Annotated in this window: 22 protein-coding genes; 9 read left to right on the top strand and 13 right to left on the bottom strand. The window is 70.6% G+C overall.

What is annotated here, in order from left to right; genetic code table 11:
• Positions 1 to 52 precede the first annotated feature (52 nt).
• Positions 53 to 4,369: a type VII secretion EssC family protein gene (locus tag QRN30_RS06240; RefSeq protein ID WP_284760656.1), complete on the bottom strand. Its 4,317-nt coding sequence runs from the start codon at positions 4,367 to 4,369 to the stop codon at positions 53 to 55.
• Positions 4,370 to 4,396: 27 nt separating this feature from the next.
• On the opposite strand from QRN30_RS06240, the gene QRN30_RS06235 reads away from it, so the two are divergent.
• Positions 4,397 to 4,519: a hypothetical protein gene (locus QRN30_RS06235; protein WP_267237812.1), complete on the top strand. Its 123-nt coding sequence runs from the start codon at positions 4,397 to 4,399 to the stop codon at positions 4,517 to 4,519.
• A 117-nt stretch (positions 4,520 to 4,636) separates the two neighbouring features.
• Here the strand turns inward: QRN30_RS06235 and QRN30_RS06230 are convergent, their stop codons facing one another.
• The 8 genes from QRN30_RS06230 to QRN30_RS06195 form a co-directional block, all read right to left on the bottom strand.
• Positions 4,637 to 4,870, bottom strand: a complete 234-nt coding sequence (locus QRN30_RS06230) for a hypothetical protein (RefSeq protein WP_071250189.1) — start codon at positions 4,868 to 4,870, stop codon at positions 4,637 to 4,639.
• On the bottom strand, positions 4,867 to 5,658 hold the full coding sequence (locus tag QRN30_RS06225; RefSeq protein WP_194590011.1) for a hypothetical protein: 792 nt from the start codon (positions 5,656 to 5,658) through the stop codon (positions 4,867 to 4,869). Before QRN30_RS06225 ends, QRN30_RS06230 begins: the two co-directional genes overlap by 4 nt.
• Before the next feature lie 27 nt (positions 5,659 to 5,685).
• On the bottom strand, positions 5,686 to 6,228 hold the full coding sequence (locus tag QRN30_RS06220; protein WP_071250193.1) for a hypothetical protein: 543 nt from the start codon (positions 6,226 to 6,228) through the stop codon (positions 5,686 to 5,688).
• A gap of 17 nt (positions 6,229 to 6,245) precedes the next feature.
• Positions 6,246 to 6,830, bottom strand: a complete 585-nt coding sequence (locus QRN30_RS06215; RefSeq protein ID WP_139179597.1) for a hypothetical protein — start codon at positions 6,828 to 6,830, stop codon at positions 6,246 to 6,248.
• Complete coding sequence (locus tag QRN30_RS06210) at positions 6,827 to 7,387, bottom strand: hypothetical protein (protein WP_175470706.1); 561 nt, start codon at positions 7,385 to 7,387, stop codon at positions 6,827 to 6,829. Before QRN30_RS06210 ends, QRN30_RS06215 begins: the two co-directional genes overlap by 4 nt.
• Positions 7,388 to 7,467: 80 nt before the next feature.
• Positions 7,468 to 8,664 carry a putative T7SS-secreted protein gene (locus QRN30_RS06205; protein ID WP_350225047.1) on the bottom strand — a complete coding sequence of 399 codons (1,197 nt, stop codon included), beginning with the start codon at positions 8,662 to 8,664 and terminating at the stop codon, positions 7,468 to 7,470.
• A gap of 8 nt (positions 8,665 to 8,672) precedes the next feature.
• Entirely contained in the window at positions 8,673 to 8,966 is a 294-nt protein-coding gene (locus QRN30_RS06200; RefSeq protein WP_071250203.1) for a hypothetical protein, read from the bottom strand.
• Positions 8,967 to 9,055: 89 nt separating this feature from the next.
• Positions 9,056 to 9,349 (bottom strand): WXG100 family type VII secretion target, encoded by a 294-nt coding sequence (locus QRN30_RS06195; RefSeq protein ID WP_042539789.1) that lies wholly within the window; start codon positions 9,347 to 9,349, stop codon positions 9,056 to 9,058.
• A gap of 106 nt (positions 9,350 to 9,455) precedes the next feature.
• On the opposite strand from QRN30_RS06195, the gene QRN30_RS06190 reads away from it, so the two are divergent.
• Complete coding sequence (locus QRN30_RS06190) at positions 9,456 to 9,980, top strand: FHA domain-containing protein (protein WP_161598103.1); 525 nt, start codon at positions 9,456 to 9,458, stop codon at positions 9,978 to 9,980.
• Here QRN30_RS06190 and QRN30_RS06185 read toward each other — a convergent pair.
• From QRN30_RS06185 to QRN30_RS06170, 4 genes are all read right to left on the bottom strand, one after another.
• Positions 9,953 to 10,876, bottom strand: a complete 924-nt coding sequence (locus tag QRN30_RS06185) for an oxygenase MpaB family protein (RefSeq protein WP_194590012.1) — start codon at positions 10,874 to 10,876, stop codon at positions 9,953 to 9,955. The genes QRN30_RS06190 and QRN30_RS06185 overlap by 28 nt on opposite strands.
• Positions 10,873 to 11,238 carry a hypothetical protein gene (locus QRN30_RS06180; protein WP_152427321.1) on the bottom strand — a complete coding sequence of 122 codons (366 nt, stop codon included), beginning with the start codon at positions 11,236 to 11,238 and terminating at the stop codon, positions 10,873 to 10,875. The genes QRN30_RS06185 and QRN30_RS06180 overlap by 4 nt, the downstream gene beginning before the upstream one ends.
• 38 nt (positions 11,239 to 11,276) lie before the next feature.
• The gene (locus QRN30_RS06175; protein WP_017888156.1) at positions 11,277 to 11,564 is read right to left on the bottom strand and encodes a hypothetical protein; all 288 of its coding nucleotides are present in this window, start codon (positions 11,562 to 11,564) and stop codon (positions 11,277 to 11,279) included.
• Between the two features lie 244 nt (positions 11,565 to 11,808).
• Complete coding sequence (locus QRN30_RS06170; protein WP_159557052.1) at positions 11,809 to 13,440, bottom strand: RecQ family ATP-dependent DNA helicase; 1,632 nt, start codon at positions 13,438 to 13,440, stop codon at positions 11,809 to 11,811.
• A 223-nt stretch (positions 13,441 to 13,663) separates the two neighbouring features.
• Between QRN30_RS06170 and sucC the strand changes: the two genes are divergently transcribed.
• The 7 genes from sucC to QRN30_RS06135 all read left to right on the top strand — a co-directional run bounded on the left by sucC (position 13,664) and on the right by QRN30_RS06135 (position 24,531).
• Entirely contained in the window at positions 13,664 to 14,833 is a 1,170-nt protein-coding gene (gene sucC, locus QRN30_RS06165) for an ADP-forming succinate--CoA ligase subunit beta (RefSeq protein WP_031260265.1), read from the top strand.
• Positions 14,834 to 14,844: 11 nt separating this feature from the next.
• Positions 14,845 to 15,732, top strand: coding sequence for a succinate--CoA ligase subunit alpha (gene sucD / locus QRN30_RS06160; protein WP_042539799.1), 888 nt, complete (start codon positions 14,845 to 14,847; stop codon positions 15,730 to 15,732).
• A 141-nt stretch (positions 15,733 to 15,873) separates the two neighbouring features.
• Complete coding sequence (locus QRN30_RS06155) at positions 15,874 to 17,928, top strand: cell division protein PerM (protein ID WP_284760653.1); 2,055 nt, start codon at positions 15,874 to 15,876, stop codon at positions 17,926 to 17,928.
• Between the two features lie 41 nt (positions 17,929 to 17,969).
• Entirely contained in the window at positions 17,970 to 18,563 is a 594-nt protein-coding gene (gene purN / locus QRN30_RS06150) for a phosphoribosylglycinamide formyltransferase (protein WP_042539801.1), read from the top strand.
• Positions 18,560 to 20,194: a bifunctional phosphoribosylaminoimidazolecarboxamide formyltransferase/IMP cyclohydrolase gene (purH, locus tag QRN30_RS06145; protein ID WP_262160993.1), complete on the top strand. Its 1,635-nt coding sequence runs from the start codon at positions 18,560 to 18,562 to the stop codon at positions 20,192 to 20,194. Before purN ends, purH begins: the two co-directional genes overlap by 4 nt.
• Before the next feature lie 609 nt (positions 20,195 to 20,803).
• Entirely contained in the window at positions 20,804 to 22,612 is a 1,809-nt protein-coding gene (locus tag QRN30_RS06140) for an ABC transporter ATP-binding protein (RefSeq protein ID WP_027466673.1), read from the top strand.
• Between the two features lie 119 nt (positions 22,613 to 22,731).
• Entirely contained in the window at positions 22,732 to 24,531 is a 1,800-nt protein-coding gene (locus tag QRN30_RS06135; RefSeq protein WP_031260262.1) for an ABC transporter ATP-binding protein, read from the top strand.
• Positions 24,532 to 24,549: the final 18 nt, after the last annotated feature.

Raw genomic sequence — 24,549 nt, 5'->3', positions numbered from 1 at the left:
GCTCGACCGTACCACGGTAATTGTCAGTGTGACAATTATTGTTCCGGTGTAATCACGGGGAGGGGACCTGCACCGACACGAGTGCACCGTCGCCGAGGTGCACGAGTGCCGAGCCGACCTGGACGCGCTCGACGATGCTGCTCCGTGGCAGGCGCATGCCGAGGAGGTCCCCCTCGGTGATCGCCTGTGGGCTCAGCAGCGCACCCGAGCGGTTGCGCTTCATGTCGACCTGCCAGCCGGTGAACCCGACACCGAACTCGGCGGTCAGTCCGGCGGCGACGATCGCCTGACCGTTGTCGGCCGCCCGCTTGACGAACCCCTGCAGCCAGCTCTTCGCCGGCGCGTCCTTGACGAGCTCGGCGTCGTCGATCACCAGGACGCGTCGACCAGGCTGCCCGTCGAACAGGGGTGCGAGGTCGTCCTCGGTCAGATCGGCACCCTCGTGCACCGCCAGGACACCCGGTTCCGCCGCCAGCCCGCGCAAGGGGGATTGTCGCGGGGTCACGAGCACGACCTCGCCGCCCTCGCGCAGGACCGAACGGGTCATCGAGAGCAGGACGGCGCTGCGTCCGGACTTCGCGGGGCCCCCGACGACGAACGAACCGGCCGCGGCCAGGTCAGGCCCGATCGCGGTGAGGTCGTCGCCGCCGATGCCGACCAGACCGAACAGGCCGGCGTCGTCGTCGCGCATCTCCCACGCACGGTCGAACGGCACGGGGCCGGACAGTTGGTCGACGCGGAAGGGACGTCGGGCGCGTTCGACGGCTCGGTCGCGTTCCGTCGCGAAGGTCGCGAGCGCCGTGATGGCGGCGGCCTGCGACTGCCCGGTGCCGGCTGCGGCGAGCAGCGCGATCTGGGTCTCCGTCGCGGACTCGGAGGCGAACGCGCGTCCGTCGGGGACCTGCTCCGGGAGCTTGCGTGGGTTCAGCGACGCCAGTCCGTAGTCGCCCCGGTCCGACAGCCGGAGGACGAGTTTGTCCTCCACCAGGGTGGCCATCCGGCTCGAGAGCAGCTGTCGGTCCCCGGTGACGACCAGGTGGATCCCGACGCTGGCGCCTTCGCGCAGCAGTGTCATCACCTGGTCGGTCGGAGCGCCGTGGTCGAGCTCGCCGAGTGAGCCGACGAAGCCCTCCCAGCGGTCGAGCATGAAGACGATGTGCGGCAGGCGTTCCGCCGGGACGACGGCCGCGGCACGCTGCTCGACGATGCTGGCGAAACCACCGTCGGCGAGCACTTGCTGGCGCCGAGCGAGTTCCTGGGTCAGCTTGGTCAGCAGCCGCTGGGCTCGTTCGGTCTGGACTCGCTGGACGACGGCACCGGCGTGCGGGAGCGCCTGGATCGGCAGCAGCGCGCCGTTGCCGCAGTCGAGCGCGTACACGTGGACGTCGGCGGCCGAGGTGTTCCGGGCGATGGCCGCCGCGAGCGTCCGCAGCACCTGCGACCGGCCGCTCCGCGGGGCGCCGACGACGTACAGGTGCCCGTCGGAGTCGAGGTCGAGGCTGCGCACCCGCTGCGCCTGCTCGCCCGGGAAGTCCTGCAGCGCGAACGGGAGCGGCCCGACCCTGGCATCCGTGGCAGTGCTGTCATCGAGTTCCCACGCGCGGTCGTTCAGGTCGGTGAAGAGCAGCGTCTCCGGCAGGGCATCGAGCCATGGGCGGTAGGGAGCCGGACCGCCGAGTTCCGCTGCGGCCGCGGTGACAGCGCCGACGAGCTCCTGCAGGTCCGTTCGCTCGTCGGTGTGCTGCACCTCGGACTTCGGCGGTGCGGGCGGTGCAGTGCCGAGCGCCGACCACGAGACGGCACCGGCCCAGACCTGCTTGCGCTGGGTCGACTGCCCGGGGCGACGGCCACCGACGCGGCCCGACTGGAACGGCAGCAGAGCTCCGGCACCCAGACGGATGTACCCGCGGCCGGGGGTGCTCTTCTGGATCTGGGCCGCGTCGCCGGCGTCGATCACGTCGGTGCTCTCGCTCGAGTCGGTGACCCGCAGCGCGATCCGCAGGTTCGTGTTCGCGCGGATGTCGTTCGAGACGACACCGGTCGGACGCTGCGTGGCGAGGATCAGGTGGATGCCGAGGGACCGACCGCGCTGGGCGATGTTCACCAGGCCGGTGACGAAGTCGGGCAGCTCCCGCACCAGGCTCGCGAACTCGTCGATGACGATGAGCAGCCGCGGCATCGGCGGCAGCGGCTCACCACGACCGAGGCGGTCGAGGTAGTCCTCGATGTCCTTCGCTGCCGCATCGGCCAACAGGTGCTCGCGGCGGCGGAGTTCCGCGCCCAGGGACTCGAGCGCTCGCTCCACCAGGTGCGTGTCGAGGTCGGTCACCATGCCGACGGTGTGCGGCAACGGTGCGAAGTCGCGGAAGGCCGCCCCGCCCTTGTAGTCGATGAGGACGAAGTTCATGCCCTCTGGGGTGTTCGTCGCCGCGAGCGAGGCGACGATCGTCTGCAGGAGCTCCGACTTGCCCGAACCAGTGGTGCCCGCGACGAGGCCGTGGGGGCCGTCCTTCCGCAGGTCGAACGCGAACGGGCCGTCCAGGCTCTCGCCCACGACGACCTCGGTCGTGCGCGGTCGCACCGACCACTTCCCGGTGATCGCACGGGCCGTCGGCGGCTCGAGCAGCATGACGTCGAGCAACCGCGACGAGGTGGGCAGTCCGCCGGCGTCGCTCTCGTCGTCGGCGTCGACCATCGGCGCGACCGCGCGGGCGACGGTCTCGAACCAGCCGTCCGGGATCCGGTCCGGCCGCACGTCGGTGACCGTCGCCTGGCGCTGCGCAGCCACCCGGATGCGTTCCGGTCCGACGGTGACGACGACGGAGCACTCCTCGGGCAGCAGCCGGGCCTCTTCCTCGATGCAGATCGCCCGGACACCCACCGCCGGCCCTTCCTTGAGGATGCGGATCAGGCCGGGCAGTGCTCGGAGCCGCCGGGCGCCGTCGAGCACGACGACGACGTCCGGACCGGGGATGCCGCGCATGTTGGACTCACGCATCGCCCGCTGTCGCGCATCGATCAGCTGACCGACCTCGGCCACCCGGGCGCCGAGCGTCTCGGCGTCGTTGCCGATCGCGATCACCGCGTCCTGCCCGAAGCCCGGCCGGGCCTGGGGGATCCACCGCAACCACGCCCACTCATCGTCCGACCGGGCGTCAGTCAGCACGACGAACTGCGTGTCACGGGGACTCTGGAGCACCGCGAGCTGCGCCACGAACCACGACGTCAGGTGCCGCGTGTGCTCGTCACGACCCGCGACACCGACGACGCCCTGCCCGCCCAGGTCGACGATCACCGGCACGTCCTCTGCCAGCTTGTCGACCGCACGACGGTGCTCGAGCGCCGCCGGGTCCTCGAGCACGACGCCGGACGGCACGTCAGCGGTGCCCACGCGCAGCGTCAGGTAGTCAGGATCGGTCCGGCGCCGCTCCCACAGGCGGGCACGACGCCGCAACGCGACGTCGAGCACGGTTGCGGGGTCGGGCGCGCTCGTCCGCAGCTCACGCTGGTACCGGACCACCGCCTCCAGGGCGTCCGCCTCGACCGCCTTCTTCGTCTCCTCGTACTCGGCGACGCGCTGCTTGTGGGTCTTCTTGCCGTTCCGGCGGTCCCACCAGGCGTTGCCGAACATGATGATCGGCGACATCAGACCGAACGCGAGGTACGCGACGTTGTGGAAGATCGAGATCATCACCGCAGCCATGCCGAGCGGCGCCAGCGCCGCGATGATCGGGATGGAGCGCCGCGACTGCTGCGCCGGCACGGCCGGCAGCTTGAAGACGGACGGGTGGTCCTCGGGCAGGAGCCGTGGCGGCCGGGTGTAGTCGAGCGAGCCGCCACCGGCGGTCAGGGTGATCGCCGCTCGGTCGGCGTCCGGCACCGCGACCGACAGCAGGGTGTCGCCGATGGTGACGATGCTGCCCGGTTCGACCGGGGTCTCGTCGTCGACCTCGGTGCGGTCCACCAGCACCGTGGAGCCCTCGGTCGGGGTGATCGTGAACCGACGGTTGAGATCGAGCCGCAGGATCGCGGCGTACTCCGGGGCGGTGCGGTCCGGCAGGGGCACCGTCGCATCAGGCGCGGAACCGACGTGGGCGATGCCCGCGTCGAGCACCACCACGGTGCCGGCACCCGGACCGCCGACGATGCGGACGCTCGGCAGGTCACCGGGCAGGGGCAGCACCGGAGCCGGTGCCCCGAACGTCAGCCGAGCGCCCTCGAGCAGCACACCATCACCGATGCGCGCGTGCGGGGTGGTCGGGACGGAGTCGACCGCGACGTCCACGATCGACGAGGCTCCCTGGCCGAGCCGCTTGGCGACGACCTCGACGATCTCGCCGAGCAGGGTGTCCTCGTCGCACTCCACCACGAAGTCGGCAGAGGCATTCGACGGAAGGTGGCTCGCAGTGAACGTCAGGCGCACGTGGAGCGCCCCGCACCGGAGATCGTGGTCGTCGTGGTCGCAGCGCGGTGGTCGGACGAAGCCCCCCGCAGCGTCATGCTGCCGCTCATGGCCTGATTCTCGCAGGTTCCCCGGTCCGGCAGGCACGGTCCGGTCGTTCCTGTGGACACCGATTGCAGACTGGAGGCGCGGTGGAGGAATCGAGGCCGGTCACGTCGTGCGTCGGGCGCAGAATCACCGCCGTGCCCCGCGGATGTGTCGGCTCCCGATGGCAACGCCGAGGCCAGCGGCGACTGCCCACGAGATGTACCGGACGAGCCATGCCGTCTCCCCGTTCCACGGACCGACGTCGTACTTGCCGCCGGGGAGGAACGACAGGCCGACGCCGATGGCGAGGACGATCAGGGCGTCGCGTGTGAACGACCACCACGGGTTCTTCGGCGTGTTCCGCCTGCGGCGTCGAGTCATTTCCTGGGCACCTTCCTGGTATCGGCAGCTCGGGGAAGCCACATCGGGCGCGTGAGGAACTGGAGCACGAGGACCAGCGACAGGACGAACAGGACGACCACGCTGATCGGGAACCACCCCGGCCGGATCCCGATGATCCCGAACGACTGCAGGAAGAGCGAGACCAATCTCATCCCACCGGCTCCGCGACCGGGATGGGATACCTCGACGCCCGGTGGGTCGGGGGCGATGGCGGAGCAGAGAACAATCAGCGCACCGCCGAGCACAGCACCCGCTGCCGAGAACGCGCGGATGCGTCGACGCGCGTCGGCTCGCGGCAGACGCGCGGCCTGGATGAACATGAAGGTCGCGCTGACGAGGGCGATGATGATCGCTCCGACGACGATGAGCGCGACGATCGCGGCCGAGGCGATCCCGATCCCGAGACCCGGACCGATCGCGAGCGTTTCCAGCGCCACCGCGAACCGGCGGCCAGGCGGAACGACTGTGAAGTCGAGGGCCGTCACCAGGACGATGTGGCTGCCGACGATGGTCGACGAAGCGGAGAGGAATTGCCGACGAGCAGGCCGCTCGGCGAGGACCAGGGCCCAGAAGTAGCCGAAGCCGACTGCGCCGTACGTGCACCAGAGGGCAATTCGGCTCCGTTCCGGCGTGCCGTCGGTCGGGAACGTGATCCACAGGCAGACCGCGATCAGCCCGAACGCGGTCAATGATGCAAGCGTCCAGGCCTGCGCCCGACGAGACATCTTCCGGTCCGTGATGTCGAGGAAACGATACGTTCTCGTCATCCTCGACGACACCCTCGGCTGGTACCGCTACTGCGCACGGAGCGAACGCGCGAGTGACTCGACGTCGGGTTCGAGCGACGGGATGAATTCTGGTGGAAGCTCCATCCGGAGCTGTGTCGCGAGGCCGTCGACCACGAACGCCGCAACCCAGCCGACTCGCTCCCCGGCACGGTTCAACGCGGCGCGCAGCCCCTGAACCCCTGGGGTGATGACGGCGGGCTCCGCGACATCGATCTCGACGTCGGTGCTGTTGCCCGGACCGACGAGCCGTCGGAGCTGTGCGGAGACGTCTTGCTCGGCTGGTTCCCAGCGCACCCGCACCATGAGCACCTCTTCCGGGAGTTCGGCGAGGTGGACGAAGTACTGCTCGTTCGGTTCGGTTGCCTGCGCGACCGACCCCAGCAGCGTCTGCAGGAACATCTGCTTCGGATGCGGGCTGAAGAGGCGACCGGGGAGGACGTCGCGCACGGCCGGTTGCGCCCACTTCATGATCTTCTTGACGGGCGCGCCGCCGAGGTCGTTCGGGACGGGAAGCCACGTCTCATGGGTCCCCGGGGCTGCGATCTGCATTCCGCTCCTCATCGCGCTCATCTGGTCGGTGGCTCACCGTATTGCATCGTGATCGCTCCGACGAAGTCGTCCACGATCGCGGACAGGTTCGTGAGTCGGGTGAGGTCGGCGTCGGCGTACGAGACGCGGACAACAGTCCCGGCGACGGCGAACGCGTACGAGACGATCCCGGTCACGGAGCGGTCTTCGCCCCCGACGTGGAACCGCACCGCGCGGACACCCTCTCCGAGGCCGGCCGCGGTGAAGGGCTCGACGATCGGGGTCTCGATGGCTGCTGGGTCTTCGACCCCGACGGCCAGAGCCAGGTCTCCGGTGTCGGTGTCGTGACCGGCAGCGATGACGCGGACGAGGGCGAGGTCCGCGTCCGCGGAGGGCAAGTAGACGGCGCGGAGTTCGTCGGGGTTGCTCGATGCGGCAACTGCCGTGAGTGACAGGGAGAGCCACTCGAAGGCCTCGGGCCGTGCGAGTGTCTTGGCCCGTGCGGTGGACGCGGCCCAGTCCTGCAGCAACTCCGGGGAAGCGAAGGACTCCCGTCCGGGTACGAGGATCCACTCGGGTCCAACGTTCGCGACCACGACTCCGGTGGCGATTCGCGAATTCATGCTGGTCCCCTGTCGGCAGCGGACATCACGGTGCCGTCACCGTCGAGCCAACGGAACGTCCCGAGGAGCGCATCGAACAACTCGGTGAGTGAACGCACCACGGCGGTCACGGCGTCGAGGCCGTGCTCGTCCGTCACGGCACTCACCACCGTGAAGACCAGCCCCAGCAGGAACGTGTCGTTGCCTGGCACCTGGACCAGCGCCGTCTGACGGGCCAGGACCTGTACGCCGTCTTGCACCGGCTCATCGGGGTCGAGTGGAGCATCGTCGACGACGCAGACCGAGCCTCCTACCGACCTGACTCGTGCACGACCTCTCGCCATCCGAGCGAGCAGGAGTTCCTCAGGGCTGTGCCCGGACGAAGCGGTCACCTCGACCTTCGCAACAGTGATGTTCGCTGCGATGGCAGTGGTGGGGATCGGCCCTTGCGTCATGTAAGTGTCGAGGAGCCGGTGGTCCGGGTCGCTCGCCAGCGCCGTGTCGAACTGGGTACCGACGGCAGCGCGCCAACCAGGCTCGTCCGGCGCGGTCGCTACGGTCCCGACCAGGTCGAGCATGCTGTCGCGATCCAGAACAGGGATGTGCATCCAGCCCGCAGGGAGGGCGATCGCGTACGATCTCGCGACAGCCTCAGCTGCTACCACGCTGCGCCTGTCCGGAAGGTCGTCTTCTTGGCCAAGTCGTTCCATGCGGGAACGTAGTCCTTGAGCCATCCGCCCCCGTCGAGCGCCATCCCGGTCCACCCCGCGCCGGTCCCGACTCGGATCCAGGTCTGGAGTTTCGCAACCGCTTCGGCGCTCTGCCCTGCAGCGCCGACACGGGAGCGGTTGAGCCACTGCGCCATCTGAGCGATGTCCTCGTCACCGGCCGCGGCGAACCGGTACCAGGGACGGAGCCCCTCGCTCGCGACTCGTTCGAAGCTCCGGTTCACCCGGACGACGGCGTTCGCGACGTCGTCCCCGCCTCGGACGAGCGATCCGACACGCGACATCCCTACCTCTGACACCGCGGTCCGACCAGCCGACACGGCGAGCTTGCCAGTACCGAACGTCGCCATGCCGACCAGGTCGAGTCCGACGTCCGCCCAGGAACCGGTACCAGCCGCTGCCTTGGCGGTGTCGCCTACCAACGCCGTACCCATGAGGATGAGCGCGGCGGCTCCGAGCCACGACGTCAACGGGAACAGCAGCGCAGCGATCGCGAGGACCGTCGCCGCGAACTGCACGACCTTCAGTACGACCGAGATCCACTCGTCGTTGTCTTTCATCCACTGCTTGAAGTCGTCCCACGCGCTGTCGTTCAGGCCGTCGTCAACGCTGTCGTCGATCTTCGCTATGGCTCGCTGCGCGGCAGTATCGAGCCCTTCCAAGGCGGCAAGCATGCTGCTCGCGGCCTGGGTCGCGTCTGCTCGTGCTCCATCGGCCCGCGACCGCTGCGTGTCCGCGAGTGTCTGGTACTCCTGCTGCTGATCGGGATCGGTGGAGCTGTTCGCGAGGTCCTGGTAGCGGTCATGGGAGCGGCTGGAGGACTGCGCTTCGGTTTCGCTCTGATCGTGCAGCCGAGTGGCACTGGATGCCTCGTCGATCGCCGTAGTGAGCGCCGTCGCGTACTCGGACAGTGCGTCTCCGGTGCCCGAGTAGCGGCCTTCGGCGCGCCCGAGCTTGTCGGCGAGGTCGCCTGCCTTTTTCAGGAAGGCGGTGACCGCTTTGCTCTCCGAATCCGAGCCGTCCAGTCGCTTGAGGGTGCTGGCCGCGTCGCTGATCGCGGTAGCGATCTGGTGGTAGCGCTGCGCCATGTCCTGAACGGCAACGGGATCGCCCGTAGGACCTGCCACGAGCGCGCTCACTTCTCGCTCGCAATCGACTTGACGAGTTCCGATTCGGTGTCGTCGAAGGCGCCATCGACGTTCAGTGCGAGCTTCGCGAGCTTCTCGATGGAATCGCTGAGTTCGCGTCGGTGACTGTCCCACCCCGATGAGAACGACCGGATGCGGTTCGCAAGCGCGGCATGCCCAACGGCGTCCGCCGCGTCACCCGAGTGCTGGTCCGCGTGGTCGAACTCGTTCTTCACCGCGTTCAGGTCGCTCCAGAGCGACTGCATCTTCGCGCCCTGGTAGCGCAGAGTCCCGCCTGCCAATGTCTTCCTCTTCCCCCGGTGTCACGTGGTCATACTGAGAGGAGTGGCCGACGTCCGAAGACGCCGGCCACCACCGTTCAGAGCCGGTCTCAGCCGATGCTGGACGCGAGCTGCTCGTCGGTCGACTCGAGCGTGTTCGCCGCGCTCTCGAGGAACCCGGCCATGCCGTCGATGGCCTGGACCGTCTGCGTCGCACCGGAGTTGAACTCCGAGTACGTCGAGTCGAAGGCCTTCGAGGACTTGTCGGTGACGTAGCCCGACGAGACGAGGTTGTCGATCTGGCTCTTGAGCTGGCTCAGCTGGTCTTCGATGGCTTTCTGGCCGTTGCGAAGCTGCGAAGCCTGGTTGCGAAGATCGTCGTAGGTGACGTTGACATTGGCCATGGCGCATGCCCTCCCGATGCGTATGTGAAGTACCGGGAGCCCCCCGGCGCTTCTCGACCATACTTGATCCCGTTGCAGCCCGCACCATTCCTGAACGATCTCCATGATGAAGGGGGACACCGTGGCACGACGCCGCAAGGACGACGAGGGGCCGAAGCGCCCCGCGGTCACGCGTGCAGACGTCGAGCGCGACCGGCAGGCCGGCTACCTGTCCCGCGCCTGGGTGCTGCCCGCTGCCCCGGTGTCGGACGACGAACCCGACGCCGTCGTCCAGACCGAGCAGCCGCTGCCCACGATCGGGGTCGTGCCGCGCCTCGTGCTCGAGATCGCCCCGGGCAACGTCGTCCCGCTCGACCAGCCCGTGGTCGTGGGGCGACGCGTCCCGACCGCGCCGGGGCGACGAGCGGTCCTGCTCGACGACCCGGGGAAGTCGGTGTCGCGCGAGCACGCCGCGATGCGGCCGACGGGTGACGGCGGCCTGGTTGTCGAGGACCTCGGTTCGTCGAACGGCACCGTGGTCGTGCGCGCGTCCGGTGCCCAGGAACCCAGCGTGGGCGGTGCGCAGGTCATCGCCCGGCCCGGTGACGTCGTGATGGTGGGGGACTACGCCGTGCGCGTGCTCGCAGGCTGACCAGCACCAGCACCAGCACCAGCACCAGCACCGCCACCAGCACCGGCGCCACCAGCCCCACCAGCCGCGCTGCGTCGCTCGGCGGTCCGCCGCATCGCCCGCAGCAGCACCGGCCCCGGCACCCGCAGCAGCGCCCGCGGCACGAGCGACCGCACCCCGGCCACCACCCGCACGGTCCGCCGGAAGCGCCGCTCCTCGCGCCGCCCCCACGCGAAGCCGTACGCCGTGCGCACCGGTTCCGGCAGCATCCCCACGGTCACGATGCGCACGAGGGGCATCGCCGCCCGCACCCACAGCGGCGCGAACCGCGGGTGCAGCAGGTCACGGACGACCCCGCGGGCGTCGTCGGTGACCTGCAGTCCGTCGAGCGTCTGCTGCCAGTACCGGTCGAACGCCGCCACCGAGGTCGGCCAGCGCTCCGCTGGCACCCGCAGCGCGGTCGCGATCGGCGCGTAGGCGGCGAGGACCTGCTCGGCCCGGGCAGCGGAGACCTTCGTGCCGAACAGGTCGTGCGCCCGCCGGGCGGAGTCGAACAGGGTCGCGGCCACCCAGAGCTGCCGGTCGACGTCGTCGGCGCCGGCGACGGGCCCGTGCGCGTGGTTGACGAAGCCCGTCGCGGTCGCCGAGTCGGACTCCGTGCCGATGACGACGGCGTAGATGAACATCAGGGTGTGGGCGAGCCGCTGCTGGGGTCGCCGGGCGAAGTCCGAGTGCCGTCGGACACCGGCCGCGACGACCGGGTCGGCGATCTGCAGCAGGATGGCGCGGCCGCCCGCGGCCACGGGTGTGCTGTCGGCGAGGAACCGACGCAGGTGACGGTCGTGGACGTGCGCGGGAGACGGACGGGAGGCCCGGTGCGGGTCGTGCGCCGAGCCTCCAGGCCGTGGGGTGGTCACGCCGCACCCCGTCGGCGTCGCGCCCGCAGGACGGGTCGCAGGTCCACAGCGATCGCCACCAGGAGCGCGACTGCGCCGACGATCACGGCGACCCGTGTGGAGGCGGGGTCGACGGGCGCGTCGCCGGTCAGGGCGAGGAGCGTCGCGACGAGCCAGATCGCGGGGAGCGGCCAGAGGCGGGTCGGGGAACCGGTGACCAGCGCGCCGAGGACGCCGGCGACGAGCAGCGGGACCCAGCGGCCACCGGGCTCCGAGCGGGCGGCGAGGTGCGCTGCGGCGGCGACCAGCAGCATCACCGCGACGGCCAGCAGCCGCGCCGCCGAGGGCATGCTGCGGACGCTGGCACGGACTCGTCGGAACACGGCCCGATGCTACCGAGCCGTGTTCCGGGGGAGCCTGGTCAGAGCGGCTTCGTGCCGAGGTCGCCGCCGAGGTCCGGGCGCTCCTCGTCCTGCTCCCACAGGTCGGGCGAGCCCTCGCGCGGGGATCCGCCGGTGGGACCGTCGTCGGAGCCGTCACCGGGCTGCGGTTCCACCGTCTCACCGGCGACCGCGTCGTTCGTGACGGTCTCGAGCGACTCCTCGGCCTCGTCCACCTCGTACGGGCCGACGTGCTCACGGTCGATGTCGTCGTCGCGACGCTGCTGGGAGTCGAAGTCGTCGACGGGGCTGATGCCGGGGTCGCTCATGGTGGTTCCTTTCCGTTGCGGGCTTCCTGCCTACCCGCGGGTGCTTGGCGGCTGTCCGGTTTCGTGTCGTGTTCACCCGGGCGTCACCTTCCGGTCACGCCGTCACGGCAGCATCGCCGATGCTCGGGGGAGTGGAGCGCGGTCGCCGACGGGTGGTCGAGCGGCCGCGCCTTCCCCGCCCGGGTCGGCTGCGCTGGTGCGCTGGCCGCCGGTGTGCTCCGTCCGTGCTCCGTCCGTGCCGCTGTCAGACGCGTTCGAGCAGTTCGCGTTCCTCGACGTCGGCGAGTGCGAGGGTGCGGTAACCGGCGGACTCGAAGAACACCGTGATGCGGTCCTCTTCCGTGCTCATCACCACGCCCGTGCCCCACTCCGCGTGCTCGACGCGGGCATCCGGTGGCCAGACGGCGTCGTTCGCACCGTCGGCCACGTGGGCGGAGGCGTCGCGTGCCGTGCCGGACGAGCAGGTGTCGCAGTTGCCGCAGGGCTCCGGCAGCTCGTCGCCGAAGTAGCCGAGCAGGAACTGCCGGCGGCACGCGGTCGTCTCGGCGAGCTGGCGCATCATCGCGATGCGGGACTCCTCGACCCGTTCCCGTTCGGCGGCTCGGTCGGCGGTGGCGCGGGCCGCACGGTCGGCGTCCCGGGGGCCGTCCGGCATCCGGGAGACACCGTCGACGTCGTCTCGGAGGGCACCGGCGTCGAGCAGGGCGTTGAGCGCACGGCCGGCGGTGCGGGCCGACAGCCCCGAGGCTTCCGTGAGCGCGGAACGGGCGATCGAGCCGCTGGGCGGGACGGCGTCGAAGACGGCCCGCACCGATGCGGGCCGGGGGGAGCCGGACGCGAAGAAGGTGCGCAGGCCGAAGTCCTCGGCGCGGTAGTGCAGGGTGGCGCCGGCCGGTTCGGCGTCCCGCCCGGCCCGTCCGATCTCCTGGTAGTAGGCGTCGACCGACTCCGGGACGTGGGCGTGCACGACGTACCGGACGTCGGGCTTGTCGATGCCCATGCCGAACGCGCTGGTCGCCACCACCACGTCGACGTCGCCGTCCAGGAACCCGGTGTGCACGGACTCGCGCTCCGCCACGCGCATGCCGGCGTGGTACGGCTGCGCGCGACGACCACGGGTGGCGAGGGCATCGGCGTACTCGGTGGTCGCGGCGCGGGTGGCGACGTAGACGACCGTGGCCCCGTCCAGTTCGGCGACCTGGTCGACCACGGCCTGGCGCTTCTCGGCGTCCTCGGCGTGCCGGATGACCTCGAGTCGGATGCCGGGTCGGTCGAACCCCGACGCGAGCACGAACGGGTCGCGCATGCGGAGCCGCTCGACGATGTCGTCCCGCACCGGAGCGGAGCCCGTCGCGGTCAGGGCGAGCACGGGTGGGCGGCCCAGGCGCTCCGCGGCCTCGCCGAGCGCCAGGTAGTCGGGTCGGAAGTCGTGACCCCAGGACGAGATGCAGTGCGCCTCGTCGACGGCGACCAGCGCGACGCCGGCATCGCGGAGTCGCTCGAGCACGTCGTCCTTCACCAGCTGTTCGGGCGCCAGGAACACGTAGCCGACCTGGCCCGCGGCAACGGCGTCCCAGGCATCGGCGACGTCCCGGGCCTTCTTCGTGGCGTTCAGGGCGACGGCGCGGGGTGCACCCGGATGATGCTCGAGCCCGACCACCTGGTCCTCCTGCAGCGCGACGAGCGGGGAGACCACGACGACGAGCCCGTCTAGGCCGAGGCCGGCGACCTGGTAGATCGCCGACTTCCCCGAACCGGTGGGCATGACCGCCAGGGCGTCGCGGCCTTCGAGGACCGCGTCGATGACGGACTCCTGGTCGGGGCGGAGCTTCCAGCCGAAGACCTCGGTGGCGCGGGTACGGAGTTCAGGGTGCACCGATCCACAGTGCCGAGCGGGAGCCTGAGGCCGGTCCCAGCGATGCGCGCAGCGGCTCACGCCCGTCGGAGCCGGCCCGCTCCGGCATCCGTGCACCGGCCGTCCATCGAGCAGCGCTAGGCTGCGTGGCGGCCGTTGTCTCGACATCGAGCGACCCTCGATGTGGAGTGCGCGACCGGGAAACCGATGCCGATCGCACGAACCGTGCGGGAAGAAGAACAGCGTGGATCTTTTCGAGTATCAGGCCAGGGACCTCTTCGAGTCCTACGGCGTCCCCGTGTTGCAGGGGATCATCGCCGACACCCCCGAGCAGGCGAAGGCGGCGGCCGAGAAGATCGGCGGCGTCGTGGTCGTCAAGGCGCAGGTGAAGGTCGGCGGTCGCGGCAAGGCCGGCGGCGTCAAGGTCGCGAAGACCCCGGACGAGGCCTTCGAACACGCGCAGGCCATCCTCGGCCTCGACATCAAGGGCCACACCGTCCAGCGGGTCATGGTCGCCCAGGGTGCCGACATCGCCGAGGAGTTCTACTTCTCCGTGCTGCTCGACCGGGCCAACCGCTCCTACCTCTCGCTCACCAGCGTCGAGGGCGGCATGGAGATCGAGCAGCTCGCCGTCGAGAAGCCCGAGGCACTCGCCCGGGTCGAGGTCGACCCGCTGACCGGCATCGACAAGGCCGCGGCGCTCGAGATCGCCGCGCAGGCGAACTTCCCATCGGAGCTGCAGGACGCCGTCGCCGACGTCTTCGTCAAGCTCTACGACGTCTACAAGGGCGAGGACGCGACCCTCGTCGAGGTCAACCCCCTGGTCCGCACCGGCGACGGCCAGATCCTGGCACTCGACGGCAAGGTCTCGCTCGACGAGAACGCCGACTTCCGCCACGAGGGCCACAAGGACCTCGAGGACACCGCCAGCGAGGACCCGCTCGAGGCGAAGGCGAAGGCCCACGGGCTGAACTACGTCAAGCTCGACGGCCAGGTCGGCGTCATCGGCAACGGCGCGGGGCTCGTCATGTCGACGCTCGACGTCGTCGCCTACGCCGGTGAGCGCCACGGCGGCGTGAAGCCCGCCAACTTCCTCGACATCGGCGGCGGCGCCTCGGCCGAGGTCATGGCCAACGGCCTCGACGTCATCCTCGGCGACCCGCAGGTGAAGAGCGTGTTCGTGAACGTCTTCGGCGGCATCACCGCGTGCGACGCCGTCGCGAACGGCATCGTCGCCGCGCTCGGCATCCTCGGCGACGCGGCCACCAAACCGCTCGTCGTGCGTCTGGACGGCAACAACGTGGAAGAGGGTCGTCGGATCCTGGCGGAGGCAGCGCACCCGCTCGTCACCGTCGCCGCGACCATGGACGATGCGGCCGAGCAGGCCGCCGAACTCGCCGCCGCAGCGGCCTGAAGGGACTGACCATGTCGATCTTCCTCAACAAGGACTCCAAGGTCATCGTCCAGGGCATCACGGGTGGCGAGGGCACGAAGCACACCGCCCTGATGCTCAAGGCCGGCACGAACGTCGTCGGCGGTGTCAACGCCCGCAAGGCCGGCACCACCGTCACCCACGGCGACGTCGAGCTGCCGGTCTTCGGCTCGGTGCGCGAGGCCATCGACACCACCGGTGCCGACGTCTCGATCGTCTTCGTCCCGCCGGCGTTCGCGAAGGACGCGGTGACGGAGGCCATCGACGCCGAGATCCCGCTCGTCGTCGTCATCACCGAGGGCATCCCCGTGCAGGACTCGGCCGAGTTCTGGGCGCACGCCAAGGCGAAGGGCGGCACGACCCGGATCATCGGGCCGAACTGCCCCGGCATCATCACCCCGGGGGAGTCGCTCGTCGGCATCACCCCTGCGACGATCACCGGCAAGGGGCCGATCGGCCTCGTCTCGAAGTCCGGCACCCTGACCTACCAGATGATGTACGAGCTCCGTGACCTGGGCTTCTCGACCGCCATCGGCATCGGCGGCGACCCCGTCATCGGCACCACGCACATCGACGCGCTCGCCGCGTTCGAGGCCGACCCCGAGACCGAGGCCATCGTGATGATCGGTGAGATCGGTGGCGACGCCGAGGAGCGCGCGGCCGAGTTCATCAAGGCGCACGTCACCAAGCCGGTCGTCGGCTACGTCGCGGGCTTCACCGCTCCCGAGGGCAAGACGATGGGCCACGCCGGCGCGATCGTGTCCGGTTCGGCCGGCACCGCCGAGGCGAAGAAGCAGGCGCTCGAGGCCGCCGGCGTCAAGGTCGGCAAGACGCCGTCCGAGACCGCCGCGCTGCTGCGCGAGGTCGTCGCCGCCCGCTAGCGACGAGCCCGTTCCGCAAAACACCGGTGTTCGTCGGGTGAACCGCGTCCTGCGCGTGTTCGTCCTGCGAACACCGGTGTTTTGCGTCGGCAGCCGCGCGGCTCCGGGGTGGCCGCGCGAGGGGCACGTATCCTCGCTGCGATGAACCGCCTGGGAACCGCTCTGCTCGCCGCGATCGAGGCGGTCGTGACGGTCGGCGTCGGCATCGGGATCGCCCTCGTGCCGCTGACGCTGCTCTGGGGGTTCGAGTACGGCCTGCAGGTCGACTGGGACGTCTTCTGGAAGGCCACCGGCAGCGTCTGGCTCGTCGGGCACGGCGTCGACGTCTCGTTCCTGCTCGGTTCCGCACTCGCCAAGAGCACCGGGGTCAGCGGCGCTGCCGACCCCATCCACGTCACCCTGGCGGCCCTCGGGTTCGCGGTCGTGACCGCCTGGCTCGGCGCCCGTGCCGGACGCCGGTTCGCCGAGACCGAGCACCGCACGACCGGCCTGCTGGTCGGCACCGCCGTCGTCGCGCTCCTCGGTCTGGCCGTCGCGCTGTCGACGACCTCCGCCGCCACCCACCCCACGCTCTGGCAGGCCGTGGTGCTGCCGGCGCTCTGGTTCGGGATCCCCGCACTCGCCGCGTCCGAGGTCTGCCGTCGTCGCCGGGACATGCCCGCCGACGCCGTCACCCAGCGGGTCATCGACCTGGTCGACCGCGTCCCCGCCGTCTGGCGGTCCGTCGCCGGGTTCGGCCTGCGCGCCGGGACCGCCGCGACCGCCGTGGTCGTCGGCGTGGCCGCGGTGCTGGTCGGCCTGCTGCTCTTCACCTCGTTCGCCGAGGTCATCACCCTGTACGAGCAGTCGCACGCCGGGGTCATCGGTGGTGTCGCGCTCACCGTCGGACAGCTCGCGTTCCTGCCGGACTTCGTCGGGTGGGCGACCTCGTGGCTGATCGGCCCCGGGTTCGCCATCGGCACCGGGTCGAGCGTGTCCCCGATCGCCACGACCCTGGGCCCGATCCCCGGCCTGCCGGTCTTCGGCGCGCTGCCGACCTCGGGTCACACCTTCGGGCTCGTCTGGATCCTGGTGCCCGTCATCGCCGGGTTCGCGATCGGCGGCTCGATGCGGCCCCGGTTGGTGCGGGCCCTGGGCACCGCCGACTCCGCGCTGCACCGTGCGTTCGGCGGCGTCGCGGCAGGACTCGTCGCCGGCGTGCTCACGGGGCTCGTCGCCTGGGTGTCGTCCGGATCGCTCGGCCCGGGACGCCTGGCCGACGTCGGCCCGAACGCCCTGGCGGTCGGTGGGTTCGCCGCACTCGAGGTCGGCCTGCCGGCGATCATCGCCCTCGCCGCGGGCAGTGACCTCGTCCGACTGCCGGAGGGCGGGTGGAGGCGCGAGCGCTGGACCGAGGCGGACGAGGCCGACGAGGACCACGACACCGCTCGCGCCGGAGCAGACCTCGGCGAGGGGTCTCTGCTCGCTGCGCTCGACCAGGCCGGGGCCGGACGGACCACCGACGTGCACCGCTTCGTCGTCGAGGAGTCCCACGACGGGTCGACGGCAGCGCGCCCGCGGGTGACGACCGAACGCGCGACGACCGAACACACGACCGGGCCGATCGGCAGCGAGGTCGTCGGGGACGAGCCGGCCGATGCGACACCGCCCCGCCCCGCCCGCGAACCCGACCCCGCCTCCGCACCCACGCCTCCACCCCGTGCCGGCGACACCGACCACGACGTCGAGCTCCCCGACTGGGCGAAGACCGACGCGGTGGCCGCCGACCGCCTCGCCGCCGAGCCCGAACCGGTGCGACGCGGTGCCGGACGAGCAGCCCTGGGCGGCCTGCGCGACCGTCTGGCCGGCGCGGCCGAGGGGGTCCGGGGACGAGCCGGTGCACTGCGCGGCCGCGTGACCGGCTCCGACGCCGAGCCGCAGCAGCCCGCCCCCGAGCCGCCCACCGCCCCCGCGGCAGCACCGCCGCGCGTGCCCACCGACGCCCAGCCCGCGTTCCCGTGGAGCACCGAGGAGTTCGTCGCCGGCCGGGACGACCTGGACGAGACCGCCGAGGCGGACCGCGTCGACGTCGTCCACGACACCCGGGCGCCCGCACCGGAGCGGGAGCAGCAGCCCCGCCAGGCGAAGTGGGACGTCACCGACCAGATCCCCGAGGACGAACTGCCCTGGTGGCGACAGCCGAAGGACGACCGGTAACAGCGCCCGCCGACGCCGTGCCTCCCGGTAGGGTTGGTGCCGTGCTCGAACTGGTCGTCCTGATCTCCGGTACCGGGTCGAACCTCCGAGCCCTGCTCGAAGCGACCTTCGACGCCGAGTACCCCGCCCGTGTCGTCGCCATCGGTGCCGACCGCGACGCCGAGGGGCTCGGGCTGGGCGAGGAGTTCTCGATCCCGACCTTCACGGTCCCGTTCACCCGCTACGACTCCCGCGCCGAGTGGGGGCAGGCCCTGGCGGAGCAGATCCGTCCGTGGTCGCCCGACCTGCTCGTGCTCTCCGGCCTGATGCGCCTGCTGCCCCCGGCCGTGGTGTCCGAGTTCGCACCGGGGATCATCAACACCCACCCGGCGTACCTGCCCGAGTTCCCCGGCGCCCACGGCGTGCGGGACGCACTCGCCGCCGGCGTGACCGAGACCGGTGCGAGCGTCATCGCGGTCGACGACGGCGTCGACACCGGGCCGATCCTGGCCCAGGAGCGCATCCCGGTGCTGCCGGGCGACAGCGAGTCGACGCTGCACGACCGCATCAAGCCGGTCGAGCGCCGCCTGCTCATCCAGACCATCCTCGACATCGCCAACGGCACCACCGAACTGAAGGGCACCCCGAGCGCATGAGCGTGCACGCAGCCGACCCCAGCCTCTACCGCGACCGGGACGTGGTGCCGGTCCGCCGTGCACTGATCTCGGTGAGCGACAAGTCCGGCCTGCTCGAGCTCGCCGGCGCCCTGGCCGACTCCGGGGTCGAGATCGTGTCGACCGGTTCCACCGCGCAGACCATCCGTGACGCGGGCTACGCCGTCACCGACGTCGCGAGCGTCACCGGGTTCCCGGAGTCGCTCGACGGTCGCGTGAAGACGCTGCACCCGTCGGTGCACGCCGGCCTGCTCGCCGACCTGCGGCTCGAGTCGCACGAGCAGCAGCTCGCCGACCTCGACATCGCGCCGTTCGAACTCGTCGTGGTGAACCTCTACCCGTTCGTCGAGACCGTGGCGTCCGGCGCCGACACCGCGACCGTGGTCGAGAACGTGGACATCGGCGGCCCCGCGATGGTCCGTGCCTCGGCGAAGAACCACCCGAACGTGGCGATCGTCGTGTCCCCGGCGTCCTACCCCGAGGTCGTCGAGGCCGTGCGTGCCGGCGGCACCACGCTCGAGCTCCGGAAGCGCCTCGCCGCCCAGGCCTTCGCGCACACCGCCGCGTACGACACCGCGGTGGCGTCCTACTTCGCGAGCGACGTCGTCTCCGCCGCCGCAGCCCCGACGGCCTCCGGCGACATCCGGACCCCTGGCGCGTTCGACGAGTACCTGTCGGTCGGTGCCGAGCTGTCCGCGACCCTGCGCTACGGCGAGAACGCCCACCAGGCCGCGGCGCTCTACACGACGCCGGACGGCACCGGTATCGCACAGGCGACGCAGCTGCACGGCAAGGAGATGTCGTACAACAACTACGTCGACGCCGACGCGGCGGTCCGCGCGGCCTTCGACTTCGACGAGCCCGCCGTCGCGATCATCAAGCACGCCAACCCGTGCGGCATCGCGATCGCCCCGGCCGACGCCGCCGACCCGATCGCCTCGGCCCACGCCGCCGCGCACGCCTGCGACCCGCTGTCGGCGTTCGGCGGGGTCATCGCCGCGAACCGCCCGGTCACCCTGGCCATGGCCGAGACCGTCAAGGACATCTTCACCGAGGTCGTCGTCGCCCCCGGGTTCGACCCCGAGGCGCTCGAGGTCCTGTCGCGCAAGAAGAACATCCGCCTGCTCACGCTGCCGGCCGACTTCGCGCTCGCCGACCGCGAGGTCAAGCAGGTCTCCGGCGGGTTCCTGGTGCAGGACGCCGACCGCTTCACGGGCTTCGACCAGTCCACCTGGACCCTCGTGGCCGGCGAGCCCGCCGATGCGCAGACCCTGACCGACCTGGCCTTCGCGTGGCGTGCCAGCCGTTCGGTGAAGTCGAACGCCATCCTGCTGGCGAACCAGGGCGCGAGCGTCGGTGTCGGCATGGGCCAGGTCAACCGGGTCGACTCGTGCCACCTCGCCGTGAACCGTGCGGGTGACCGGGCTGCCGGCAGCGTCGCGGCGTCGGATGCGTTCTTCCCGTTCGCCGACGGCTTGCAGGTGCTGCTCGACGCCGGTGTCCGTGCGGTGGCGCAGCCCGGTGGCAGCGTCCGTGACGACGAGGTCATCGCTGCGGCGAAGGCTGCTGGCGTGACGATGTACTTCACGAGCGAGCGCCACTTCTTCCACTGATGTGCACTGCCACTTCGTCCACCGATGTGAACAATCGGTGGCAGACCATTGCGCGGCGACAGTCACTGTGAATAGTCTTTAAGGCTCCGCGGCAGGCAGCCGACGATCCCTCGGGACCGGCGGCACCGCGGACACAACGGTGACGAAGACGACGACTGGAGTGACGATGGACAACATGACCGGAACCGTGGCGACGGCCGCCCGCGCAGGTCTCGTGTCCGTCGTGGGGACCACTCCCGCACGGCGATCCCCGATCGCACCGCGACCCCGCGTCGCGGCCGCCGTCTAGTCGGGCCGTTCCCACGGCCCCGCGACGCAGCACCACCGGCGTCCGCGAACCACCCGCCTGAACCCGGGGGACGACGCTCCCCCGGTGCCTCCGGCCCGACCGACGTCACGCGAGTGACGGCGGAGACGCGACCACGCGCCCGGCCGATGATCACCACGCAACGCCACACCGAGCCTCCAGGCCGAAGCCGCGCGACGCGAGCAAGCAAGCAGCAAGCAAGCAAGCAAGCAAGCAAGCAAGCAAGCAAGCAAGCAAGCAGCAAGCAAGCACGCACCGCGCAGCGCGACCCGGGGACCCGGCAGACGCATGAGGACGCAACCATGTCCAAGTCGCCCACCACGGCGCGCCCGTCCACCTTCCGCGCGATCGCGCGGATCTACCCCTACGTGAAGCCCTACCAGGGGCGCCTCATCGGCGGCATGGCCGCAGCGATGGGAGCCTCCCTGGTGGCGCTCGCAATCCCCTACGTGCTGCAGTGGCTCGTCGACGGTCCGCTGTCGTCGCGCGACTCGGCACAGATCTGGCCCGCCGGGCTCGGGGTGCTCGCCCTCGGTGTGCTCGAGGCGTTCTTCATCGCCTCGCGCCGTCGGCTGGTGATGCGTCCCTCGACCCGCATCGAGACGAGCATGCGCAACTCGCTCTACGCGAAGCTGCAGGACCTGCCGGTCGCGTTCCACGACCGCTGGGAGTCCGGGCAGCTGCTGTCCCGTTCCGTGTCCGACCTGTCGCTGATCCGGCGCTGGCTGGCCTTCGGGGTCGTCCTGCTCGTCGTCAACATCGTGACGATCGTCGTCGGCTTCGTCGTGCTGTTCACCTTCGGGTGGATCCTCGGGCTGATCTTCCTGATCGCGTCGATCCCGCTGTGGATCAACGGCCTGCTGTTCGAGCGCCGGTACTCCGCCGTCGCACGCCGCAGCCAGGACCAGGTGGGCGACCTCGCCACGAGCGTCGAGCAGTCGGTGCACGGCATCCGCGTGCTCAAGGCGTTCGGTCGCGGCGGCGCGAAGCTCGAGGAGTTCAGCGAGCAGGCCGAGGCCCTGCGCGGCACCGAGATCAAGAAGGCGAAGGCCATCGCCGGCATCTGGCTGTGGCTGCTGCTCGTGCCGGACGTCGCGTTCGCGCTGTGCCTGCTCGCCGGCATCTGGCTGGCCTCGCAGGGGCAGCTCAGCGTCGGCCAGCTGTTCGCGTTCTTCGCGACGGCGACGGTGCTGCGGTTCCCGATCGAGTCGATCGGCTTCCTGCTCTCGATGACGTTCGACACCCGCACGGCGGTCGACCGCTTCTTCGAGGTCATGGACTCCGAGAACACCATCACGGACCCGGAACACCCGAAGACGATCGCCGAGCCGCACGGTGCGCTGTCGTTCAACGGCGTGCACTTCCGGTACCAGGACTCCGCACCGCAGTACCCGGACCTGATCAACGGCGTCGAACTGCAGCTGCAGCCGGGCGAGACCATGGCGCTCGTCGGGCTGACCGGCTGCGGCAAGACCACGCTGCTCTCGCTCGTGCCGCGTCTGTACGACGTGACCGGCGGTTCGGTGACGATCGACGGGGTCGACATCCGCGACCTCACCCGCGAAGAGCTCCGCCGGCACGTCGGCGTCGCCTTCGAGGACGCCACCCTGTTCTCGTCGACCGTGCGTGAGAACGTGCTGCTCGGTCGACCGGACGTGCAGGGTGCCGAGGCCGAGGCGCTCATGCGTGAGGCGCTCGACATCGCGCAGGCGTCCTTCGTGGACGACCTGCCCGACGGCGTCGACACCCGGGTCGGTGAAGAGGGGCTGTCGCTGTCCGGTGGGCAGCGCCAGCGCCTGGCACTCGCCCGTGCGATCGCGGCGCGGCCGTCGGTCCTGGTGCTCGACGACCCGCTGTCGGCGCTCGACGTCGACACCGAGGCTCGGGTCGAAGCGGGCCTGCGACGCGTGCTCGCCGACACCACGTCGCTCATCGTGGCGCACCGTCCGTCGACGGTGACGCTGGCCGACCGGGTCGCCCTGATGGAGAACGGCGTCGTCACGGCCGTCGGGACCCACCACGACCTGATGGCCACCAACGAGCACTACCGCTACGTCATCTCGTCGCTCGACGACGACGACGCGACCGCACGACAGGAGGCGATGGCATGAGCCAGCAAGAGAAGAACCTGCCGCTCGACATGTCGGCCGGGCCGGGAGGCGCGGATCCCGTCGTCGACGACATCGCCGACGCGCAGGCTGCCGCCCCCGTCACCGCCTCGATCACCACCATGGGCGTGCGCGGCGAGGAGCGTGAGGACTTCACGAAGGCCGAGAGCAAGCGCCTGCGGCGCCGGTCCCTCGCCCTGCTCGGGTCCCTCGCCGCACCGCTGAAGCTCCGGCTGGTGCTGCTCGGCATCGTGGTCGTGGTCTCGACCGCCGGCACCGTCGCGGGTCCGGCGCTCATCGCATGGGGCATCGACAACGCCCTGCCCGCGGTGATGGACCAGAACGACTGGGTGCCGGCGTTCGGCGTCGTCTCGACGTACATCGTCGTGGCCGTCCTCGGTGCGGTGCTCACCGCCTGGTACACGGTGCTCGCGGCGCGGATCAGCCAGGCGATCCTGTTCGACCTGCGTAAGCGGGTGTTCCTGCACACGCAGCGGCTCTCGCTGGAGTTCCACGAGACCTACACGTCCGGCCGGATCATCTCGCGCCAGACGAGTGACCTCGACTCGATCCGCGAGCTGCTCGACTCGGGGCTGAACCAGCTCATCCAGGGCGTGCTGTACATGGCGTTCACCGCCGTGGCCCTGGTGCTGCTCGACCCGACGTCCGGGCTCGTGCTCGCGGTGTCGCTCGTGCCGCTCTGGTTCCTGATCCGCTGGTTCCAGACGAACTCGCAGACGCTGTTCCGCTCCACCCGTGTCACCTCGGCGCGCGTGATCGTGCACTTCGTCGAGACGATGACGGGCATCCGCGCGGTGCAGGCGTTCCGCAAGGAGTCCCGCAACCGTGACGAGTACGGCGGCTACGTCGAGGACTACCGGGTGGCGAACACGAAGGTGTTCAACCTGTTCGGGACCTTCGACCCGGTGCTCGTGCTCATCGGCAACGCCACGCTCGCCGCGGTCGTCATCGTCGGCGGCTTCCGGATCGTCGGCGGGACGCTTGAGGTCGGTGCGCTGCTCGCGGTCGCGCTGTACGCCAAGCGCTTCTTCGACCCGGCGCAGGAACTCGCGATGTTCTACAACGGGTACCAGTCCGCCTCGGCGGCGATGGAGAAGATCTCCGGCGTCCTCGAGGAACGGCCGAGCGTGCCGGACCCCGTGAAGCCCACCCGTCTGGCGGACGCCACCGGGAAGATGGACTTCGACGACGTCGTGTTCGCCTACAACAAGGGCAAGGTCGTGCTGCCGGAGTTCGACCTGCACATCCCGTCGGGGCAGACCATCGCCCTCGTCGGTTCCACCGGCGCCGGCAAGTCGACGCTCGCCAAGCTCATGGCACGCTTCTACGACCCGAGTCAGGGCTCCGTCAAGCTCGACGGTGTGGACCTGCGTGACCTCGACACGAAGGACATGCGCCGCGCGATCGTCATGGTCACGCAAGAGGCCTACCTGTTCTCCGGAACCGTCGCGGACAACATCGCGCTCGGCAAGCCCGGGGCGTCCCGCCAGGAGATCGAGGCGTCGGCCAAGGCGGTCGGCGCGCACGAGTTCATCATGGCGCTGCCCGACGGGTACGACACCGACGTGAACAAGCGCGGTGGCCGTGTCTCGGCGGGCCAGCGGCAGCTGCTCTCGTTCGCGCGGGCGTTCATCGCGGACCCGAAGGTGCTCATCCTCGACGAGGCCACGGCGTCGCTCGACATCCCCTCGGAGCGACTCGTGCAGGAGGGCCTGGAGACCCTGCTCGCCGACCGCACCGCGGTGATCATCGCGCACCGGCTGTCCACCGTCGCGATCGCCCACCGGGTGCTCGTGATGGAGCACGGCCGGATCGTCGAGGACGGTACCCCCGCCGACCTCATCGCCGGCACCGGGCGCTTCGCCCAGCTGCACGCAGCCTGGCGCGACTCGCTCGTCTAGGCCCCGGTCGGGCTGCAC

Origin of the sequence: Curtobacterium sp. MEB011 (assembly GCF_030209655.1) — a bacterium.
Lineage (GTDB): Bacteria > Actinomycetota > Actinomycetes > Actinomycetales > Microbacteriaceae > Curtobacterium > Curtobacterium poinsettiae.
Note: the sequence above shows the minus strand (reverse complement) of the source record. Positions and strands in the feature narration are given on the sequence as shown.

What these genes read in the sequence shown, in the direction of transcription:
- QRN30_RS06220 (WP_071250193.1), bottom strand. Translation starts at nt 6,228, where the DNA reads ATGCAGATCGCAGCCCCGGGGACCCATGAGACGTGGCTTCCCGTCCCG.
- QRN30_RS06155 (WP_284760653.1), top strand. Translation starts at nt 15,874, where the DNA reads ATGAACCGCCTGGGAACCGCTCTGCTCGCCGCGATCGAGGCGGTCGTG.
- QRN30_RS06140 (WP_027466673.1), top strand. Translation starts at nt 20,804, where the DNA reads ATGTCCAAGTCGCCCACCACGGCGCGCCCGTCCACCTTCCGCGCGATC.
- QRN30_RS06210 (WP_175470706.1), bottom strand. Translation starts at nt 7,387, where the DNA reads ATGCTCGACCTGGTCGGGACCGTAGCGACCGCGCCGGACGAGCCTGGT.
- QRN30_RS06215 (WP_139179597.1), bottom strand. Translation starts at nt 6,830, where the DNA reads ATGAATTCGCGAATCGCCACCGGAGTCGTGGTCGCGAACGTTGGACCC.
- QRN30_RS06195 (WP_042539789.1), bottom strand. Translation starts at nt 9,349, where the DNA reads ATGGCCAATGTCAACGTCACCTACGACGATCTTCGCAACCAGGCTTCG.
- QRN30_RS06175 (WP_017888156.1), bottom strand. Translation starts at nt 11,564, where the DNA reads ATGAGCGACCCCGGCATCAGCCCCGTCGACGACTTCGACTCCCAGCAG.
- QRN30_RS06225 (WP_194590011.1), bottom strand. Translation starts at nt 5,658, where the DNA reads ATGACGAGAACGTATCGTTTCCTCGACATCACGGACCGGAAGATGTCT.
- QRN30_RS06190 (WP_161598103.1), top strand. Translation starts at nt 9,456, where the DNA reads ATGAAGGGGGACACCGTGGCACGACGCCGCAAGGACGACGAGGGGCCG.
- QRN30_RS06230 (WP_071250189.1), bottom strand. Translation starts at nt 4,870, where the DNA reads ATGACTCGACGCCGCAGGCGGAACACGCCGAAGAACCCGTGGTGGTCG.
- sucD (WP_042539799.1), top strand. Translation starts at nt 14,845, where the DNA reads ATGTCGATCTTCCTCAACAAGGACTCCAAGGTCATCGTCCAGGGCATC.
- QRN30_RS06135 (WP_031260262.1), top strand. Translation starts at nt 22,732, where the DNA reads ATGGGCGTGCGCGGCGAGGAGCGTGAGGACTTCACGAAGGCCGAGAGC.
- purH (WP_262160993.1), top strand. Translation starts at nt 18,560, where the DNA reads ATGAGCGTGCACGCAGCCGACCCCAGCCTCTACCGCGACCGGGACGTG.